Consider the following 18,825-nt stretch of genomic DNA (forward strand, 5'->3'; position numbering starts at 1 on the left):
AGGAGTAAATCGTGGGCAAAGAAAGTAGCCAGAAATTCATCGCACGCAACCGTGCGCCGCGCGTACAGATCGAGTACGACGTCGAGGTCTATGGCGCCGAAAAGAGCGTCCAGCTGCCCTTCGTGATGGGAGTGCTGGCCGACCTGTCGGGCCAGCCCGCCGATCCGCTGGCGCCAGTGGCGGACCGCAAGTTCCTCGAAATCGACGTCGACAACTTCGACGAACGCCTGAAATCCATGAAGCCGCGCGTCGCCGTCCAGGTGCCGAACACGCTGACTGGCGAAGGCAACCTGTCGGTGGACATGACGTTTGAAAGCATGGACGACTTCACCCCGGCCGCCATCGCGCGCAAGGTCGAATCGCTGAACAAGCTGCTGGAAGCGCGCAGCCAGTTGTCGAACCTGCTGACCTATATGGATGGCAAGACCGGCGCGGAAGAATTGATCGGCAAGGTCTTGAACGATCCGGCGCTGATGCAAGCGCTGACGTCGGCGCCGAAACCACAAGAATAAACGGAGGAACAGATGGCTCAGACCCAAGAAGCGCAGCAAGGGGCAACCGGTACGCTCGAATTGAGCGACTTCGGCAGCCTGCTGCAAAAAGAATTCAAACCGCAGTCGGACAAGGCCAAGGAAGCGGTTGAAAACGCGGTGAAAACCCTGGCCGAGCAAGCGCTGGCCGGCACCAACCTGGTTTCCGGCGATGTGCTGGCGACGATCGAAGGCCTGATCGCCGGCCTCGATAAAAAACTGACGGAACAGATCAACCTGATCATGCACACCGAGGAATTCCAGAAAGTGGAATCGGCGTGGCGTGGCCTGCATTACCTGGTCAACAATACCGAGACCGATGAAACGCTGAAGATCCGCGTGATGAACATCTCGAAGAACGACTTGGCCAAGACCCTGAAGAAATACAAGGGCACCGCATGGGACCAGAGCCCGATCTTCAAGAAGATGTACGAGGAAGAATTCGGCCAGTTCGGCGGCGAACCTTTCGGTTCCATCGTGGCCGACTACTACTTCGACAACAGCGCCCCGGACGTGGAACTGCTGTCCGGCATGGCGAAAATCGCGTCCGCCGCGCACGCGCCGCTGATTTCCGCCGCCGCGCCATCGGTGATGCTGATGGAATCGTGGAGCGAACTGTCGAACCCGCGCGACCTGACCAAGATCTTCCAGACCCCGGAACACGCCGCATGGCGTTCGTTCCGCGAATCGGAAGATGCGCGCTATGTCGGCCTGGCCATGCCGCGCTTCCTGGCGCGCCAGCCGTATGGCGCCAAGACCGATCCGGTCGAAGCCTTCGACTTTGAAGAAGATACCTCGGCTCCGGGTTCGAAAAACTACACCTGGGCCAACGCGGCGTATGCCATGGCCGTCAACATCAACCGTTCGTTCAAGGAATACGGCTGGTGCTCGCGCATCCGCGGCATCGAATCCGGCGGCGCGGTGGAAGGCTTGCCGGTGCATAGCTTCCCGACCGACGACGGCGGCGTGGCGATGCAGTGCCCGACCGAAATCGCGATCAGCGACCGCCGCGAAGCGGAACTGGCCGCCAATGGCTTCATGCCGCTGATCCACAAGAAAAACACCGACTTCGCCGCCTTCATCGGCGCGCAGTCGCTGCACAAGCCGGCCGAGTACGACGATCCGGACGCGACCGCCAACGCCAACCTGGGCGCGCGCCTGCCATACCTGTTCGCCACCTGCCGTTTCGCGCATTACCTGAAGTGCATCGTGCGCGACAAGATTGGTTCGTTCAAGGGCCGCGATGAAATGGAACGCTGGCTCAGTAACTGGATCAACCGTTATGTTGACGGCGATCCCGCCAACTCGAGCGAAGGCACCAAGGCCCAGAAACCACTGGCCGCGGCTGAAGTTTTGCTGGAAGAAGTTGAAGGTAATCCAGGCTACTACACGTCCAAGTTCTTCCTGCGTCCGCATTACCAGCTGGAAGGCCTGACCGTGTCGCTGCGCCTGGTTTCGAAACTGCCGTCCGCCAAAGGCGGCTGATCCGACGTCACCCAACGTTAAATTTACTAGGAGATTAAAATGGCAGTAGACATGTTCCTGAATCTGGGCGCCACCATCAAAGGCGAAACCCAGGACAAAGCACAAAAAGCAGCAGGCGATATCGACATCCTGGCGTGGAGCTGGGGCGCCAGCAACTCCGGTTCGTTCCACGCCGGCGGCGGCGGTGGCGCCGGCAAGGCCAACTTCCAGGATATCTCGTTCACCAAATACCTGGACAAGGCTTCGCCAGCGATCCTGATCGCGCTGGCCAAAGGCTCGCACATCCCGACCGCCAAGCTGCTGGTGCGCAAAGCCGGCGAAGGCCAGCAAAAGTACCTGGAAATCACCATGACCAAGGTCCTGGTGACGTCGTGCTCGACCGGTGGTTCCGGCGGCGAAGACCGCCTGACGGAAAACGTCACCTTGAACTTCGCTGAAGTGAAGTTCGAGTACTTCCTGCAAAACGAGAAGGGCGTGACCGCGTCCGGTGGCGTGTTCAACTGGGACATCGCCGCCAACGCCAGCAAGTAATAGCACGCAAGCTTTACCCGGAGGCGGCAACGCCTCCCTCCCGCCGCCGCCGCCCTTATGTGGGCGCTGGCGGCGGTTCCCTCACAAGACTGAAAGAACCTCTCAGCCATGGACGCGCTACAGCTCATCAGCGAGGGACAACTGGCTCCCGCGCTCGCCGCATTGCAAGACCAGGTCCGCAAGGATCCCGCCAATTCCCGCCTCCGTACTTTCCTGTTCCAGCTGCTGTGCGTGCAAGGGCAATGGAACCGCGCGCTGAACCAGCTGAATGTGACGGCTGAAATGGATGCCGCCGCGCTGCCGATGGCGCAGGCTTACCGTGAAACGATCCAGTGCGAAGCGCTGCGCGAAGAAGTCATCGCGGGCAAGCGCGTGCCGGTGGTCTTCGGCGAACCGCAACCATGGGTTGCGCTGTTGTTCGAAGCATTGAAACTGGAAGCCGAAGGCGAACCGGACGCCGGCGCCGCCGCGCGCGAACGCGCCTTTGCCGATGCCCCCGCCATTGGCGGCGCCATCAACGGCACGCCGTTCGAATGGCTGGCCGACAGCGACACGCGTCTCGGACCCGTGCTGGAAACCATCCTCAATGGGCGCTACCTGTGGGTGCCGATGATGCATATTTCCAGGATCGAGATCGCGGCGCCGGTGGATTTGCGCGACAACGTGTGGATGCCGGCCACGTTCACCTGGACCAATGGCGCCACCACGGTCGGTTTCATCCCGACCCGCTACAGCGGCACCGTGCACGCCGGCGCCGGCGCCGACGATGCGCTGCTGCTGGCGCGCCGCACCGAATGGAATGACGAAGGCCACGCCCTTGGCCAGCGCATGTTTGCCACCGATGCGGGTGAATTCGCCCTGATGGACGTGCGCACGATTGAATTCGGCGAAGCCGGCGACTCCGGTGATGCAGGCGGCGAAGGCGGTAATGGCTGAACTGGCGCCACGTGAGCGGCTGCAACCGTCGCTGCTGGACCGCCTGACCGATGACGAGCCGGACAAGTCGGTCGAGTCGCGCGAACGAAGGGTGCTGTCGCTGCGCACCCTGCGCGAAAGCGTGCTGCGCGACCTGGGCTGGCTGCTGAATACTACGAATTTGCTGTCTGTCACGAATTTGCCGAAACTGCCCCATGTGTCAGGGTCGGTGGTCAATTACGGCATGCCGGACATTTCCGGCCTGTCGGTCGCCGGCATGAATTTAATGGACCTGGAACGCGGCATCCGCCAGGCGATCTGGGACTTCGAGCCGCGCCTGATCCGGGCGTCGGTGGCGGTGCGCGCCATCGCGGAAGAATCCTCAGGCAATACCATCATGTTTGAAATTGAAGGTGATATGTGGGCGCAGCCTTACCCTGAACGGCTGTACCTGAAAACCGAACTCGATATCGACCGCGCCTCGATCCGCCTGCAGGAAACCGGCGGCGCCGTGCCGACGCAGGCGCCCACCTTCGTTCCCACCATGGCGCCGTTCAGGATCGTCTCGTCATGAACCCGCGCCTGCTAAGTTATATCATCCAGGCATCTGGCAAGGTTGCGCACCCGCGGCGGTGTTTCGGTCGGGAGTCGTCATGAATCCGCGCCTGCTTCGCTACTACAGTCAGGAATTGCAGCACCTGCGTGAAGTCGGTGGGGAATTCGCGCGCGAATATCCCAAGATTGCCGGCCGGCTGGGCCTGGAAGGCTTTGAATGCGCGGACCCGTACGTCGAGCGCCTGCTGGAAGGCTTCAGCTTCCTGGCCGCCCGCGTGCAAATGAAACTGGATGCGGAATTCCCCCGTTTCACCCAGCATTTGTCGGAACTGGTGTACCCCCACTTCCTGGCGCCGACGCCGTCGATGGCGGTGGTGCAGTTGCAGCCGGACTTGTCGAATCCCGCGTTGAAGCAGGGCTTCCTGGTGCCACGCGGCACCGCCATGCGCAGCGTGCTGGGCAAGGGCGACAGCACGCCCTGCGAATACCGCACCGCGCACAACGTCACCATGTGGCCGGTCGAGCTGCAGGAAGCCCGCTTCTTCACGCAAGCGGGACTGGACCTGCAATTGCCGCCGGCCGTCAAGGCGGGGATCCGGCTCAAGCTGCGCACCACCGGCGGTGTGAATTTCAGCGCGCTGGCGCTGGACCAGCTGGACTTGCACGTGCGCGGCAGCGATGAATTGCCGGTGAAAATCGTTGAAAAAATCCTCGGCAATATCGAGGGGGTGCTGGTGACCAGTCCGGACGGCGCGCAAACCCTGTTGCCGAAGTCGGCCGTGTCGCAGCGCGGCTATGCGGAAGACGAAGCGCTGCTGCCGGGCGGGCGCCGCACGTTCCAAGGCTATCGCCTGCTGCAGGAATATTTTGCCTTCCCCGCGCGCTTCCTGTTCGTGCGCGTCGCCGGACTGCAGCAGGCGCTGGCCCGCTGTGCCGGTGGCGAAGCCGACATCGTGCTGTTGCTGAACAAGGGGGACAGCCAGCTGGAGCAGGTACTCGATGCGTCCAACTTCGCGTTGAATTGCACGCCCGCCATCAATTTGTTCCAGCGCCGCGCGGACCGCATCAATATCAGTGGCGACCAGTTTGAATACCACGTGCTGGTGGACCGCACGCGGCCCATGGATTTCGAAGTGTTCCAGGTCGAGGAAGTGACGGGCTATGGCTCCGGCGCCAGCGCGGAACAGGTGTTCAGGCCGTTCTATACCGCGCGCGACATCGGCAGCCTGCACCAGGAAAAAGCGTTTTACCACTTGCGCCGTGAACCGCGCGTGGTGTCGCAGCGGCAGCGCCGCGTGGGCCCGCGCTCCAGCTATATCGGCAGCGAAGCCTTCATTTCCATCGTCGACGCCAACGAGGCGCCATACAGCGAAGACTTGCGCCAGCTGGGATTGACGGTGTGGTGCACCAACCGCGATTTGCCGCTGTCGATGCCGCTTGGCGTCGGCAAGACCGATTTCATCCTCGATTCCGGCGCGCCGGTGACGTCGGTGCGCTGCGTGGCGGGACCGAGCCAGCCGCATGCGTCGTTCGCGGAAGGCTCGGTGGCCTGGCGCCTGCTGAACCATCTGTCCCTGAATTACCTGTCGCTGACCGACAGCGACGCCCGCCAGGGCGCCGTCGCGTTGCGTGAAATGCTGTCGCTGTATTGCCACCCGGCCGACATGAACGGCCAGCGCCAGGTTGAAGGGGTGCAATCGATCGCGACGTCGCCGGTCACGCGGCGTATGCCGTCGCCGGGACCGATCGCCTTTGCGCGCGGCCTGCAACTGACCCTGACGCTCGATGACGCGGCCTTTGAAGGCACCGGCGCCTTCCTGCTGGGCGGCGTGCTGGCGCACTTCTTTGCGCAATACGTGTCGATCAATTCATTCACGGAAACCGTGGTGCGCACCGTCAGCCGCGGCGACATCATGCGCTGGCCGGCCAGGGGAGGCGTATGCGCGATCCTGTAAGCGTCGAAACCACGCTGGAGCGCGACGCGGCGCGCATGGATTTCACGCAAGTGCTGCGCATGATCGAAAACGCGCACCCGCATTTGCCGCGTATTGGCGCCTCGCTGCGGCCGCGCGACGACGCGGTGCGCTTTGGCCAGGAAGCGTCGCTGACCTTCCACCCGACCATGCTGCACGGCTTCAAGCGCGCCAGCGGCGACGCGAAAGCGCGCCTGGCCGTGAATTTCTTTGGCCTGTTGGGCGCCAACGGCCCGATGCCGACCCACATCACGGAATACGTGCGCGACCGCTTGCGCAATGGCGGCGACGGCACCATGCTGGCCTTCCTCGACGTCTTCCACCACCGGCTGCTGTCGCTGTTTTACCGCGCGCGCGCGCAAAATGAACCGGCCATCAGCCTGGACCGCGCCGACGCGGACCGCTTTGGCGAATTTGTCGGTTCGCTGTTCGGCATCGGCTCGCCGGCGATGCGCCAGCGCGACGCCATCGGCGACTTCGCCAAACTGCATTTCGCCGGACTGCTGGCCAACAATGCGCGCCCCGCCAGCGGACTGGAAGTCATCCTGTCCGCCTATTTCCACTTGCCGGTGCGGGTCGAGCAATTCGTCGGCCACTGGATGCGCCTGCCCACGGAAATCCAGTCGCGGCTGGGCCGCCATGAAGAAGGCGCCAGGCTTGGCATGACCACGGTGCTGGGCAAGAGCGTCTGGGATTGCCAGAACAAATTCCGCCTCGTGATCGGCCCGATGGGCTTTGCGGACTATGAACGGCTGCTGCCCGGCGGCGACAGCATGCAGCGCCTGGTGGCTTGGGTGAAGAGCTATGCCGGGCTGGCGCTGGACTGGGACGTGAAACTGGTTTTGAAGAAGGAAGAAACACCGGCGTTGCGGCTGGGCGGCAGGGGCCGGCATGGCCCCCGTCTTGGCTGGACCACGTGGCCGGCCGGCAGGCCGCCGGAGCGCAATCCGGATCAATTGATTGTAAACCCCAACATCAACCCAAGCGCCCTCGCGGGCTAAGGAAAACATCATGGCAGAAATCAGCCGCGTCGCCCTGTTTGGCAAACTGAATTCCCTTTGCTACCGCGCCATTGAAAGCAGTACCGTGTTTTGCAAACTGCGCGGCAATCCCTACGTGGAACTGTCGCACTGGATGCACCAGATCCTGCAATTGCAGGATTCCGACCTGCTGCGCCTGATCAAGCATTATGAAATCGATGCGGCCGCGCTGGCGCGCGACCTGACGGCCGCGCTGGACCGCCTGCCGCGCGGCTCCACCGCGTCGATCGACCTGTCGTCGCAACTGGAAGAAACCGTGGAGCGCGCGTGGGTGTATGGCACCTTGATGTTCGGCGAATCGCAGGTGCGTTCCGGCCACCTGCTGGTCGGCATGCTGAAAACCTCCGGCTTGCGCAATGCGCTGTATGGCCTTTCGCAGCAATTCCAGAAGATCAAGGCCGATGACCTGAGCGAGAAATTCGCGGCGTTGCTGAAGGATTCGCCGGAGTCCAGCATGGCGGCCACCGATGGCTTCCAGGCCAGCGGCGGTGGCGCCGCGCCGGGCGAAGCATCCGGCGCCATTGCGCCGGCCGCGATGGGCAAGCAGGAAGCGCTGAAAAAATTCACGGTGGACCTGACCGAACAGGCCCGCAGCGGCAAGATGGACCCGATCGTGGGACGCGACGATGAAATCCGCCAGGTGGTCGACATCCTGATGCGACGCCGCCAGAACAACCCGATCCTGGTCGGTGAAGCCGGCGTCGGCAAGACCGCCGTTGTGGAGGGTTTCGCGCAGCGCATTGCGCGCGGCGACGTGCCGCCGACCCTGAAGGATGTGCAATTGCTGGTGCTGGACGTGGGCCTGCTGCAGGCCGGCGCCAGCATGAAAGGCGAATTCGAACAGCGCCTGCGCTCGGTCATCGATGAAGTGCAGGGCAGCGCCAAGCCGATCATCCTGTTCATCGATGAAACCCATACCCTCGTGGGCGCGGGCGGCGCGGCCGGCACCGGCGACGCGGCCAACTTGCTGAAACCTGCGCTGGCGCGCGGCCAGTTGCGCACCATCGGCGCCACCACGTTCGCGGAATACAAGAAGCACATTGAAAAAGATCCCGCGCTGACGCGCCGGTTCCAGACCGTGCAGGTGGATGAGCCGAGCGAAGAGCGCGCGATCCTGATGATGCGCGGCGTCGCCTCCACCATGGAAAAGCACCACAAGGTGCAAATTCTCGACGAGGCGCTGGAAGCGGCAGTGAAACTGTCGCACCGCTATATCCCGGCGCGCCAGTTGCCGGACAAATCCGTCAGCCTGCTCGATACCGCCTGCGCCCGCGTGGCGGTCAGCCTGCACGCGACGCCGGCCGAAGTGGACGACAGCCGCAAGCGCATCGAAGCGCTGAAAACCGAACTGGCGATTATCGCCCGTGAAAATGCGATCGGCGTCGATACCCTGAAACGGGAAGCCGATGCGTCAAGCCTGCTGGCGGCGGAGGAAGAACGCCTGGCGGGACTGGAATCGCGCTGGAATGCGGAGCGTGAACTGGTGGATCAATTGCTGGGCTTGCGCGCGACTTTGCGCGATGGCGCGCAGCCGGTCGAAGGCACCGGCAGCAGCCTGGAAGCGGCGGCGCAGCAGGAAGGCGCCGCGGCAGGGGCCGCCAACGCGGTGCAGGACCCGGCCCAGCGCGAAGCGCTGATGGCGCAATTGAAGGACGTGCAAACCCGGCTGGCGGAATTGCAGGGCGAATCGCCGCTGATCCTGCCGACCGTCGATTACCAGGCGGTGGCGTCGGTGGTGGGCGACTGGACCGGCATCCCGGTGGGCCGCATGGCGCGCAACGAGATGGAAACCATCATGAAGGTGGCGTCCATCCTGAGCCAGCGCGTGATTGGCCAGGACCATGCGATGGAAATGATCGCCAAGCGGATCCAGACCTCGCGCGCGGGCCTGGATAACCCGAGCAAGCCGATTGGCGTGTTCATGCTGGCCGGTACGTCCGGCGTCGGCAAGACGGAAACCGCGCTGGCGCTGGCCGAGGCCCTGTATGGCGGGGAACAGAACCTCATCACCATCAACATGAGCGAGTACCAGGAAGCGCATACGGTGTCGACCCTGAAAGGCGCGCCGCCCGGCTATGTCGGTTACGGCGAAGGCGGTGTGCTGACCGAAGCCGTGCGGCGCCGTCCCTATTCCGTGGTGCTGCTCGATGAAGTGGAAAAAGCCCACCCGGACGTGCACGAAATGTTCTTCCAGGTGTTCGACAAGGGCTTTATGGAAGATGGCGAAGGCCGCTTCATCGATTTTAAGAACACGCTGATCATCCTGACCACCAATGCGGGGACCGACCTGATTGCGGGCCTGTGCAAGGATCCGGACTTGATGCCGGATCCGGAGGGCATGGCCAAGGCGCTGCGCGCGCCGATGCTGAAAGTGTTCCCGCCGGCGCTGCTGGGCCGTATCGTGACGATCCCGTACTACCCGCTGTCGGACCAGATGCTGGGCCAGATCGTGCGCCTGCAACTGAACCGCATCAAGAAGCGCGTGGAAGCGCGCTACAAGATTCCATTCGACTACAGCGACGAGGTGGTCAAGCTGGTAGTGTCGCGCTGCACCGAAGGCGAGTCGGGTGGCCGCATGATCGACGCGATCCTCACCAATACCATGCTGCCCGATATCAGCCGCGAATTCCTGAACCGCATGATCGAGGGCCGGGAAATCAAGGGCGTCAATGTGACGGTGGAGGGCGGCGAGTTCGCGTACGGATTCGCCTGATTCCGGAGTCCGGGGCGGTATTCCGTAGGGCGGTTTCCGCGAAGCGGAAGCCGCCATGCGTGCGCCGCAGATGGCGCGGGCAATACAGGTCCGCGTGCATGGCGGCTTCCGCCAAGGCGGAAACCGCCCTACGGATTGTGCGTCGCCATTATTGTTTGCGCGCGCCCACCAGCAAGCCCGCCACCGGCTTGTTCGCCTCTTGCCGCAGCGTGATGTGTTGCAGGTCCCGCACTTCAAACCCCGCCTGTTGCAGCGCATTGCGCACGTAGTGTTCCGCGTGGCTGTAGCGTCCGTGCGGATGCAGCAGCGAGGTGGCGCCGGGCGCCGCGTCGGGCGTCTGTTCCACCGTGAACACCAGGTGCCCTCCGGCCCGCAATGCGCCCGATGCCGCGGCAAACACCGCTTCCAGCGCGCCAAAGTAGCACAGCGTATCGGCCGACACGATGGCGTCCCATGCGGCAGTTTGCTGTTGCAGCCAGGCCGTCAGTTCGCCTTCCTGTAAATCGTCGTAGCCGCCGCGCTCCCTGGCCTTGGCCAACATCCCGCCGGACAGGTCGACGCCGGCCAGCTTGCGGGCGAAGGGCCGCAGCAGCGGGCCGCACAGGCCGGTGCCGCAACCCGCGTCGAGGATATCAAGCGCGCCTTGCGGCGCCCCCAGCAAGGTTGCCGCCATCTCGCCGCACTGCGCGGGGGCGCGGTAGCCGAGCTTTTCCAGCACCCCGTCAAACGACCCGGCAAAGCGGTCAAACACGGTTTGCACATAGGCGTCGGACGCGCGTTCCGGCATAGCCGCACCCGATCCGGCGCCTTCACAGGCGATGATATGGTGGCGCACCACGGGATTGTCCGGTTCGAGTTTTTCCCACTGGCGGTAGATTTCCAGCGCTTCTTCGCGGCGCTGCTGGGACACCAGTGCGCGGGCCAGGTTGCGGTACGCTTCCGGGTTTTCCGGCGAGTGCAAAATCGCGTTGCGGTAAGCCGTCAATGCTTCCTTTTCGTCGCCGTTTTTCTTCAGGACGTGGCCGAGGTTGATCCAGCCTTGCGCAAACGTCGGCGCGATGGCCAGGGCGGCGCGGTAGCATTCGGCCGCTTCCGGCAAGCGGTCCTGGGCGCGCAGCACCACGCCGAGGTTGTTGTGGGCCAGCGCGAAATCGGGACGGGCCGCCAGTACCTGGCGGTACGAGTGTTCGGCATCCGCAAACAGGCCCATTTCCTTTTGCACGTTGCCCAGGTTGTTGCGGGCATCAACGTAATCCGGGGCGATTTCCAGCGCATTGCCGATCAGGCGCAGCGCCGCGTCGTGCTGGCCCAGCTGGTGCTGCGCCACGCCCATGTAGTGCAGCGCGTCCGGGTGGCGCGGCGCCACTTCCAGGATCGCCGCATAGTGCTGCGAAGCGAGACGCGGCTGGCCTTGCCGGTGGGTGTCGATGGCCAGTTGCAGCGCATCGTCCAGCGAAATTTTTTGGCGCTCCGCTTTGCGCGCCATCTTGGTGTTGGATTTTCTCATTCGGTGCTCTCAAATATCACGCATTCCACGGGCCGGCCAGTTCCTCGGCGGGGCTGGCGATCGACTGGCTGCGGGCCAGGCGCACGGCGGCGCGGTTTTTATGGCTGAGCAGTGGCATCAGGCCCAGCGCCAGCAGGGCGTCGCGGGCGGGCTCGGCCAGCAGCCTTTCGCCGCACGGTTGCAGATGCGCTTCGCCCTCCTTGCGGACCACATGGGCCGGCAAATCGTCCAGGTCCAGCACGTCGCTGGCCGTCATGTCCCAGCCGTTTTGCTGGAAGGCGCGGCCCAGCATGGCGGCGCAGGCCAGCGAACCGGCGCCCCACAGGTAATGCTCGTGTTCAAACGCCCCATCGGTTTCTTCGAAGGCAAACGCGGTGACCGGGTCCGTCCCTTTGCCATACGGCAGGCGCAGCAAGATGCGGGGCAGGGCGACGCCGATCCAGCGCGCCTGGGGGCTGGCCCGCAATTGCTGCCAGTGCGCCGCGGCATGCTGGTCTGCCGTGCCATCGCCAGCCGGCGGGGCCGGTTCGTCGCCAGCGGCCAGCGCCGGGTCTGCGCCGGCGAGCAGCGGCGCCTGGGCCTGCGCCGCGAGCGCGCCCAGCACCGACAGGGTACGGACGTCATCCTCTCCGGCGCCGAACGCGTGCAGGCAGCACAGCAGCGACCACGGTTCACTGTCCGCGCCGGATCGTTCGGCCAGCACCCGGTGCAATGCCTGCGGCTCCGCGCGCAGCTCGGCCGCGCTGACATCGAGTACGTGCAGTTGTAATTCGTCGCCCAGTTCCAGGCTGGTGGTGAGCAAATGCGCGCCGCGCCATGCCGCTTCCGCCTGCTGGAAGGCCGGATCGTGCAGCAGGGCGCGCATGCGCGATGCAATCACCGCATCGGCCGCCGCCACGTAATCGGCCTGGCGCGGATCGGGGCTGGACGGCAGTTGGCCCACCAGTTGCCGCACCAGCCGTTCCAGCGCGGATTGCGCGGCGGCCGGTTGCGCCGATGCCGCCGGGGCGTGGGACAGGCCGGTCAGTTCCTGGGCCGCCTGGGCAAACGTGGCGGGATTGCGCAGCCGGTCACGCTGGGCGCGCAGGCCGGTGAAGGCGTGGGATTTTAGATACAGCTGGTCGGGATGGAAATCGTCCAGTTCCCGGGGCGGCACCGTGATGGCCTCGCCATCGATGGCGGCGTGGATGGCAGGCGCAAGCCGTGCCATTTCCGCATCGAAGTTGTCGATATCGATGCGCCGCGCCGGGCGCTGCGCAAGCGGCTGCGGGTTGCTTCCTCCGCTGAAGCCGCCCAGCAGCAGGATGCGGAACGGCTGTCCCGGAGCGGCCGGCTCGGCGTCCGGTAAAGCAAAGCCCAATTCGAAAATCAGCGAAGTCGCCATGACAGTCTCCGTTGGATGGTTATGCTGCGGTGGATAGTGCTGTAGCGCGTGCGCGCAGCTTACTCTAAAACCTTACCTTTAAGACAGCTTTATCAGTCATAATAGGCTATTGGGCAAGCATGCCGTTGTAGTAATTTGGGGGAACTATGCCTAACCAGGTATCGATGGGCGCCATGATGACGTGCACGTTTGGCGCCGCACCGTCATCGCTGGTGGTGCTGCCAAAGAATAAGGTGCTGGCGGAAGGCCCGCCGGCGGCGAACATCATGGACAATGTACCGATGATGAACATCATGCCGTTTGGCATGTGCAATTCGCCGGCCAACCCGACCGTGGCCGCCGCCACCGCCGCCGCCCTGGGGGTGCTGACGCCGATGCCGTGCATCCCCATGACGTCCGCTCCGTGGGTGCCGGGCGCCCCGACGGTATTGATCGCCAATATGCCTGCGCTGGACAATGTGTCCAAGTGCATGTGCAATTGGGGCGGCGTGATCGGCTTCACCAATGCCGGCACCGTCAAGACCATGATTCCCTAAGCGCCAGCCTTACGCCATTTCATTCCATGCCAGTCACGCAAACCAACCGTCAAATTTCCGTCACCACCGGGGCCGGCGCCAATGTGCTGCTGTTCGACCGCCTGAGCGGCGGCGAAGAGCTGGGCCGCCTGTTTGAATTCCGCGTGCAATTGCTGTCCACCCGCCATGACGTCAAGATCGCCGACGTGCTGGGCAAGCCGCTGGGCGTGCACGTGGGCCTGGCGGACGGCGGCAAGCGCCACCTGCATGGCGTGGTCACGCGCTTTACCTGCCAGGGCTGGAGCGGCGGCTTTTCGCGCTATGAAGCCACGGTGCGTCCGTGGCTTTGGCTGCTGACCCGCGCATCGAATTGCCGCATCTTCCAGGAAAAGTCGGTGGTCGATATCGTCAAGGCGGTATGCCAGGACAGTTCGTATGGCGGTGTGGTGAACCTCGATGTCAACGCGCTCTCCGGCACCTATGCGGCGCTGCCGTATTGCGTGCAATACCGCGAAACCGACTTTAATTTCGTCTGCCGCCTGCTGGAAGAGGCGGGCATCTATTTCTACTTCAAGCACGACGAAGACAAGCACACCATGGTGCTGGCCGATTCGTATGGCGCCCATGCCACGATTCCCGGTTATGCCAAGGTCGAATTTTCAGGAGAAGAAGGGCGCCGCATTGTCGACCTGGAAGCCGTCTACCAGTGGGAAGCGAACGGTGAAATCCAGGCCAGCAGCTATGTGCTCAACGATTTCGACTTCGAGAAGGCCGCCTCCAGCACCAGCGGTGGCTTGCTTGTGAAGTCCGCGATCCCCGCGGCATTCAGCCAGTCGGCCTACGAACAATATGATTACCCCGGCAACTACACCGTGGCGGGCACCGGCACCAGCCTGGCGCGCGGCCGCATGGAAAGCTTGCACGGCCAGTGTGAAGAAATTGACGCCAGCGGCAATTTGCGCGGCCTGACGCCGGGCGGCCTGTTCAAGCTCGCCAACCATCCGCGCGATGACCAGAACCGCGAATTCCTCGTCACGGCGGCGCAATACGTGTTCCAGGGCGATGACTATGCGAGCGGCGGTGGCGCGCCGGAAGATTTCCAGTGCGCCTTCCGCGCGGTCGGCAAGGAACACAATTACCGGCCCCCGCGCATCCACGCCAAGCCGGTGGTGCAGGGGCCGCAGACCGCGATGGTGGTGGGCAAGTCCGGCGAGGAAATCTGGACCGACAAATATGGCCGCATCAAGGTGCAGTTCCACTGGGACCGCGACGGCAAGGATGATGAAAACAGTTCGTGCTGGGTGCGCGTGCAGCAGACCTGGGCCGGCAAGGGCTGGGGCAGCATGTTTATTCCCCGCATCGGCATGGAAGTGGTGGTCAGCTTCCTCGAGGGCGACCCGGACCGGCCGCTGGTGACGGGCTGTGTCTACAATGGCGACGCCATGCCGCCTTATGCGCTGCCGGGCGAGCAGACCAAGTCCACCATCAAGACCAACGTGTCCAAGGGCGGCGGCGGTTTCAATGAATTGCGCTTCGAGGACAAGAAGGACAGCGAGGAAATCTTCATCCAGGCGGAAAAAGACTTCAACCGCGTGGTGAAAAACAACGACACCTTGAAAGTGGGTTTCGAAAAGAAGGACAAGGGCGACCAGACCATCGCGATCAAGAATGACCGCAGCCTGGATGTCGGCAATGACCACAAGGAGCATGTGGTCAATGACCATACGGTGGCGGTGGACCATGACCAGAAAACCACCGTGAAAAACGACCAGACGGTCACGGTCAACAACAACCAGACGGTGGGAGTCGACAAGGACCGCAAGCTGACGGTGGGCGGCGACCAGACCACCACCATCACCGGGGCGCATACCGTCAAGGTCGATGGCGATGAAAAGATTACCGTGGCCGGCGCCCAGAAAACCGCCGTCACGGGCGATATCAAGACCACCGGCAGCAAGACCATCGTGATTGAAGCCACCACGTCGATCGAGCTGAAAGTCGGTGGCAGCAGCATCAAGATCGAACCGGCCAAGATCACGGTCAAGGCGCCGGAACTGATGCTGCAGGCGGACGCCAATGCCACCGTGAAGTCGGGCGCGATGATGAGCGTGAAGTCCGGCGCCATCATGACAATAGAAGGCGCACTGGTGAAGATTAACTGACGCGGATTGTGACGGTGGCGGCGGCCCCTTATAATTGCCCGGCGCTGTCGCAACTACCTACAGAATAGAACCAATGTCTTTAACCCTGCGAGTGCAGACGTACCGAAAACAGGCGCCCGCGCTGCCGGTTGAGCGCCGTTTCGACCAGTTGGGCGGCACCATCGGCCGCGCGGCCGGCAATGACCTGGAGTTGCCCGATCCGGGCAAATACATTTCCCGCAACCACAGCAAGATCGATTTCGCCGATGGCCGCTATACCCTGATGGACCTGGGGGCCAATCCCAGCTGGATCAACGACCGGCCGGTCGGCGCCGGCAAGGTGGCCGGACTGGAACACGGCGACCGCCTGATGATCGGCGATTACGTGCTGGAAGTGCTGTTGGAACAGCCGGCCGGCGCGGTGGTGCCGGTGTTCAGCACGGAAACGTCGGATGCGCTGCCGTTCCAGGCGCAGCCGATGACGGCGGCGGACGCGGCGCCGCCACAGTTTGAACCGGTGGCCGATACCCTGGCCGGCATGAAAGTGCTGGACGTGGCCGGCCACTTCGACGGCCTGGCCGCGCCATCGGCCAACGATCCGCTGGGATTGGGCCTGCAGGGTGAACCGCAAGTCCCGACCCAGCAGCAGATCGCCGCTTACCGTGGCTCCGAATCCGATCACGCCGCGCCGCAATTCATGCCGATGCATGGCGGCCTGTTGCCGGGCCAGCAGCCCGGCATCGCCACGCCGGAGGGCGCGCAGCAGCAACCGGCCATGCACCAGCCGCAGGCCGGAGCGCAACAGCCATGGCCTGCGCATTCCCATGCGGCCGGCGGTGCGCCCGCAGCGCCGGCGGCCTTCGCTTCACAAGGATGGCCCGAACAGCCGGCCGCGGGCACGCCCGCGGCGCAGGTGGCGCAAACCTGGCCAGCGCCATTCCCCACGGCAGGGACGCCAGGTGCCGGCGCATCCCAGGCGTGGCCGGCGCCCGGCGCCCAGGCGATGTCCTATCCGGCATCGGGTTCGCCGCTGCAGTCGCCGCTGGCGCCGTCGCCGTACGCGGCCGAACCGACCGTGCTGGTGATGCGCACGCCGACGGCCGCGCCGACCGCGCCGCCGCCACCGGCGGTATTTATTCCCGATGATTACGATCCGCTGGCGGACTTGATTCCATCCCGCGTGCAAGCCGCCGCGCCGGGCTGGCCCCAGCCAGCCACCGCCGTGGCGCCGCCGCTGGGTGGCTGGCCCGCGCCGCAAGGCATGGCGCCGCAAGCGCTGATGCAAACCATGTCGGGCATTCCGCCTGCAGCGGGATTGCCCGGCGCGATGTATCCGGGGCAGCCGCAACCCGGGCCGCAGGCGGGATCGCCGCCAGGCATGGGCTGGCCCGCGGCGCCGGGTGCGGCGCAGCACGGCGCCTGGGGCGAACCCGTTCCACAGCCGCCGCTGGCGCAACCCGGCTGGCCGCAGCCCGCGCAGGGCGTGGCGCCCGGCTATCCATACCCGCCGCCACCGGTGGCGCAAGCGGTGGCGCCAGGTATGGCCGCAGGGCAGGGCGACGCCGTGCTGCAGGCGCTGTTGCGCGGCATGGGCCTGTCGGCCTTGCAGCTCAACCGTGGTTCCGTGGAGACGGCGGAACTGGCCGGCGCCATGCTGCGCGAAGCAGTGTCCGGCACCATGGCGGTGCTGATGGCGCGCGCCATGACCAAGCGTGAAAGCCGCCTCGATATGACGGTATTGGGCGCGCAGGCCAACAACCCGCTGAAATTCTTCCCGGACGCTGAAAGCGCGCTGGCGCAGATGCTGACCAATGCCATGAGCGGTTACATGCCGCCGGTGAAAGCCATCGGCAGCGCGTATGACGATTTGAAGGCGCACGAAATGGCGGTGATCGCCGGCATGCGCGCCGCGCTGAAAGGCGTGATGGTGCGGTTCGACCCGGCCCAGATCGAAGCGCAGGAGCCGGAAGGCGTGATGGACAAGATGATGACGGCCGCGCGCAAGGCGCGCATGTGGGACAACATGAAGGCGCTGTATGACGACATCGTGCGCGAAGCCGATGACGATTTCCAGCACCTGTTCGGCGAAAAATTCTCGGCGGCCTATGAAGACCAGATCGGCCGCCTGCACCGAAACCAGTGACGGTGATGCCTGACACCGCTTGTATCAGGCGCCATCCTATAAAAATTGACGAGTGACTATGTCGTGGAACCGTAAAGTAATCTGGTCTGAAGGCATGCTGCTGCAGCCGCAGCACTTGCAGCAGCACGACCGCTACCTGCAAACCCAGCTGGAAAGCCGCGTCGGCCGGCTGCGCCCTTATGCCTGGGGCTTTTCGTCGCTGAAGATCGATGAACAGCAACTGGCGCTGGGGCGCCTGGCGATCCTGTCGTGCAGCGGTGTGCTGCCGGACGGTACGCCGTTCTCGCTGCCGCAGGACGATGATTTGCCGCTGCCCTTCGACATTCCCGACGATGCGCGCAATGCGCAAGTGGTGCTGGCGCTGCCGCTGCGCCGCCCCGGCGTGCCGGAGACCAATGACAGCCCGGCCCAGGACAATTACGCGCGCCACGGCGCGGTGGACCATGAAGCGTGGGACAGCAATGGCCTCGACAACAGTGCGCTGATGCAGGTCGGCCGCCTGCGCGTCAGGCTGGCGCTGGAAACCGATGTCGCCAATGCCTACGCCTGTATCGGCGTGGCCCGCGTCATTGAACGCCGCCCGGACAACCGCGTGGTGCTGGATGCGGAATACTGCCCGCCATGCCTGGATTACCGGGTGGCGCACCGCCTCGGCGGCTTTGCCGACGAAGTGGTGGGCTTGCTGCATCAGCGCGGCGATGCGCTGGGCAACCGGCTGTCGCAGCCCGGTTCCGCCGGCGCCGCGGAAATCGCCGATTTCCTGCTGCTGCAAGTGATCAACCGCGCCGAACCGCTGTTCGGCCACCTCGCCACCATGACCGGCCTGCATCCGGAAGAGTACTACCGGGCCGCCGTGCAACTGGCGGGTGAACTGGCGACCTTCTCGCCGGGCGCCAAGCGCGCGGTCCAGTATCCGGTGTACCGGCATGAACAGCTGCGTGAAACTTTCCTGCCCGTGATGGAAGACTTGCGCCAGGCTTTGTCGATGGTGATGGATACGCACGCCGTGCCGATCCCGCTGGAAGAGCGCCAGTTCGGCATCCGCGTGGCGGTCATGCGCGACCCGGAACTGGTGAAATCCGCCAGCTTTATTCTGATGGTCAATGCCCACATGCCGCCCGAGGCGGTGCGCACCAGTTTCCCGCGCCAGGTCAAGATCGGTTCCGTGGAAAAAATCCGCGACCTCGTCAACCTGCAATTGCCGGGTATCGCTCTGCGTCCGCTGCCGGTGGCGCCGCGCCAGTTGCCGTTCCACGCGGGCTTCGTGTACTTTGAACTGGACCGCAACAGCGAATACTGGCAGCAGCTGGTGAGTTCCGCCGGTTTCGCCATGCACGTGGCGGGGGAATTCCCCGGCCTGCAAATGGAGTTCTGGGCAATCCGGAAGTAAGCG

The 18,825-nt window shown here is 64.2% G+C and carries 14 protein-coding genes; 12 read left to right on the plus strand and 2 right to left on the minus strand.

What is annotated here, in order from left to right; genetic code table 11:
• The first annotated feature begins 11 nt into the window (after positions 1 to 11).
• From tssB to tssH, 8 genes are all read left to right on the plus strand, one after another.
• On the plus strand, positions 12 to 512 hold the full coding sequence (tssB, locus tag AC1RRC_RS01565) for a type VI secretion system contractile sheath small subunit (protein ID WP_371867866.1): 501 nt from the start codon (positions 12 to 14) through the stop codon (positions 510 to 512).
• Between the two features lie 12 nt (positions 513 to 524).
• On the plus strand, positions 525 to 2,015 hold the full coding sequence (gene tssC / locus AC1RRC_RS01570; protein WP_493053486.1) for a type VI secretion system contractile sheath large subunit: 1,491 nt from the start codon (positions 525 to 527) through the stop codon (positions 2,013 to 2,015).
• A gap of 39 nt (positions 2,016 to 2,054) precedes the next feature.
• Positions 2,055 to 2,546 carry an Hcp family type VI secretion system effector gene (locus AC1RRC_RS01575; protein ID WP_493053487.1) on the plus strand — a complete coding sequence of 164 codons (492 nt, stop codon included), beginning with the start codon at positions 2,055 to 2,057 and terminating at the stop codon, positions 2,544 to 2,546.
• A 108-nt stretch (positions 2,547 to 2,654) separates the two neighbouring features.
• The gene (locus AC1RRC_RS01580; RefSeq protein WP_493053488.1) at positions 2,655 to 3,482 is read left to right on the plus strand and encodes a type VI secretion system accessory protein TagJ; all 828 of its coding nucleotides are present in this window, start codon (positions 2,655 to 2,657) and stop codon (positions 3,480 to 3,482) included.
• Positions 3,475 to 4,035: a type VI secretion system baseplate subunit TssE gene (tssE, locus tag AC1RRC_RS01585; protein ID WP_493053489.1), complete on the plus strand. Its 561-nt coding sequence runs from the start codon at positions 3,475 to 3,477 to the stop codon at positions 4,033 to 4,035. The genes AC1RRC_RS01580 and tssE overlap by 8 nt, the downstream gene beginning before the upstream one ends.
• Positions 4,036 to 4,114: 79 nt before the next feature.
• Positions 4,115 to 5,971: a type VI secretion system baseplate subunit TssF gene (gene tssF, locus AC1RRC_RS01590; protein ID WP_493053490.1), complete on the plus strand. Its 1,857-nt coding sequence runs from the start codon at positions 4,115 to 4,117 to the stop codon at positions 5,969 to 5,971.
• Positions 5,956 to 6,990 (plus strand): type VI secretion system baseplate subunit TssG, encoded by a 1,035-nt coding sequence (tssG, locus tag AC1RRC_RS01595; protein WP_493053491.1) that lies wholly within the window; start codon positions 5,956 to 5,958, stop codon positions 6,988 to 6,990. The genes tssF and tssG overlap by 16 nt, the downstream gene beginning before the upstream one ends.
• Positions 6,991 to 7,000: 10 nt before the next feature.
• Positions 7,001 to 9,742, plus strand: a complete 2,742-nt coding sequence (gene tssH / locus AC1RRC_RS01600) for a type VI secretion system ATPase TssH (RefSeq protein ID WP_493053492.1) — start codon at positions 7,001 to 7,003, stop codon at positions 9,740 to 9,742.
• A 148-nt stretch (positions 9,743 to 9,890) separates the two neighbouring features.
• On the opposite strand, the gene AC1RRC_RS01605 is transcribed toward tssH, so the two are convergent.
• Together AC1RRC_RS01605 and AC1RRC_RS01610 are read right to left on the minus strand one after the other, a co-directional pair.
• Positions 9,891 to 11,249: a class I SAM-dependent DNA methyltransferase gene (locus AC1RRC_RS01605; protein ID WP_493053493.1), complete on the minus strand. Its 1,359-nt coding sequence runs from the start codon at positions 11,247 to 11,249 to the stop codon at positions 9,891 to 9,893.
• A gap of 16 nt (positions 11,250 to 11,265) precedes the next feature.
• Complete coding sequence (locus AC1RRC_RS01610; RefSeq protein ID WP_493053494.1) at positions 11,266 to 12,633, minus strand: type VI secretion system contractile sheath domain-containing protein; 1,368 nt, start codon at positions 12,631 to 12,633, stop codon at positions 11,266 to 11,268.
• Between the two features lie 146 nt (positions 12,634 to 12,779).
• Between AC1RRC_RS01610 and AC1RRC_RS01615 the strand changes: the two genes are divergently transcribed.
• The 4 genes from AC1RRC_RS01615 to tssK all read left to right on the plus strand — a co-directional run bounded on the left by AC1RRC_RS01615 (position 12,780) and on the right by tssK (position 18,822).
• The gene (locus tag AC1RRC_RS01615; RefSeq protein ID WP_493053495.1) at positions 12,780 to 13,169 is read left to right on the plus strand and encodes a DUF4280 domain-containing protein; all 390 of its coding nucleotides are present in this window, start codon (positions 12,780 to 12,782) and stop codon (positions 13,167 to 13,169) included.
• Between the two features lie 26 nt (positions 13,170 to 13,195).
• Positions 13,196 to 15,310, plus strand: a complete 2,115-nt coding sequence (locus tag AC1RRC_RS01620) for a type VI secretion system Vgr family protein (protein WP_493053496.1) — start codon at positions 13,196 to 13,198, stop codon at positions 15,308 to 15,310.
• Between the two features lie 73 nt (positions 15,311 to 15,383).
• Positions 15,384 to 17,432 (plus strand): type VI secretion system-associated FHA domain protein TagH, encoded by a 2,049-nt coding sequence (tagH, locus tag AC1RRC_RS01625; RefSeq protein WP_493053497.1) that lies wholly within the window; start codon positions 15,384 to 15,386, stop codon positions 17,430 to 17,432.
• Positions 17,433 to 17,490: 58 nt separating this feature from the next.
• Positions 17,491 to 18,822 (plus strand): type VI secretion system baseplate subunit TssK, encoded by a 1,332-nt coding sequence (gene tssK, locus AC1RRC_RS01630; RefSeq protein ID WP_493053498.1) that lies wholly within the window; start codon positions 17,491 to 17,493, stop codon positions 18,820 to 18,822.
• The last annotated feature ends 3 nt before the right edge of the window (positions 18,823 to 18,825 follow it).

Source organism: Pseudoduganella sp. GW821-FHT12E03, assembly GCF_058807115.1.

Bases quoted from the DNA above. Each gene is read 5' to 3' on its own strand.
- tssH (WP_493053492.1), top strand. From the start codon at position 7,001: ATGGCAGAAATCAGCCGCGTCGCCCTGTTTGGCAAACTGAATTCCCTT.
- AC1RRC_RS01605 (WP_493053493.1), bottom strand. From the start codon at position 11,249: ATGAGAAAATCCAACACCAAGATGGCGCGCAAAGCGGAGCGCCAAAAA.
- AC1RRC_RS01620 (WP_493053496.1), top strand. From the start codon at position 13,196: ATGCCAGTCACGCAAACCAACCGTCAAATTTCCGTCACCACCGGGGCC.
- AC1RRC_RS01575 (WP_493053487.1), top strand. From the start codon at position 2,055: ATGGCAGTAGACATGTTCCTGAATCTGGGCGCCACCATCAAAGGCGAA.
- tagH (WP_493053497.1), top strand. From the start codon at position 15,384: ATGTCTTTAACCCTGCGAGTGCAGACGTACCGAAAACAGGCGCCCGCG.
- tssC (WP_493053486.1), top strand. From the start codon at position 525: ATGGCTCAGACCCAAGAAGCGCAGCAAGGGGCAACCGGTACGCTCGAA.
- AC1RRC_RS01610 (WP_493053494.1), bottom strand. From the start codon at position 12,633: ATGGCGACTTCGCTGATTTTCGAATTGGGCTTTGCTTTACCGGACGCC.
- AC1RRC_RS01580 (WP_493053488.1), top strand. From the start codon at position 2,655: ATGGACGCGCTACAGCTCATCAGCGAGGGACAACTGGCTCCCGCGCTC.
- tssK (WP_493053498.1), top strand. From the start codon at position 17,491: ATGTCGTGGAACCGTAAAGTAATCTGGTCTGAAGGCATGCTGCTGCAG.
- AC1RRC_RS01615 (WP_493053495.1), top strand. From the start codon at position 12,780: ATGCCTAACCAGGTATCGATGGGCGCCATGATGACGTGCACGTTTGGC.
- tssE (WP_493053489.1), top strand. From the start codon at position 3,475: ATGGCTGAACTGGCGCCACGTGAGCGGCTGCAACCGTCGCTGCTGGAC.
- tssF (WP_493053490.1), top strand. From the start codon at position 4,115: ATGAATCCGCGCCTGCTTCGCTACTACAGTCAGGAATTGCAGCACCTG.
- tssG (WP_493053491.1), top strand. From the start codon at position 5,956: ATGCGCGATCCTGTAAGCGTCGAAACCACGCTGGAGCGCGACGCGGCG.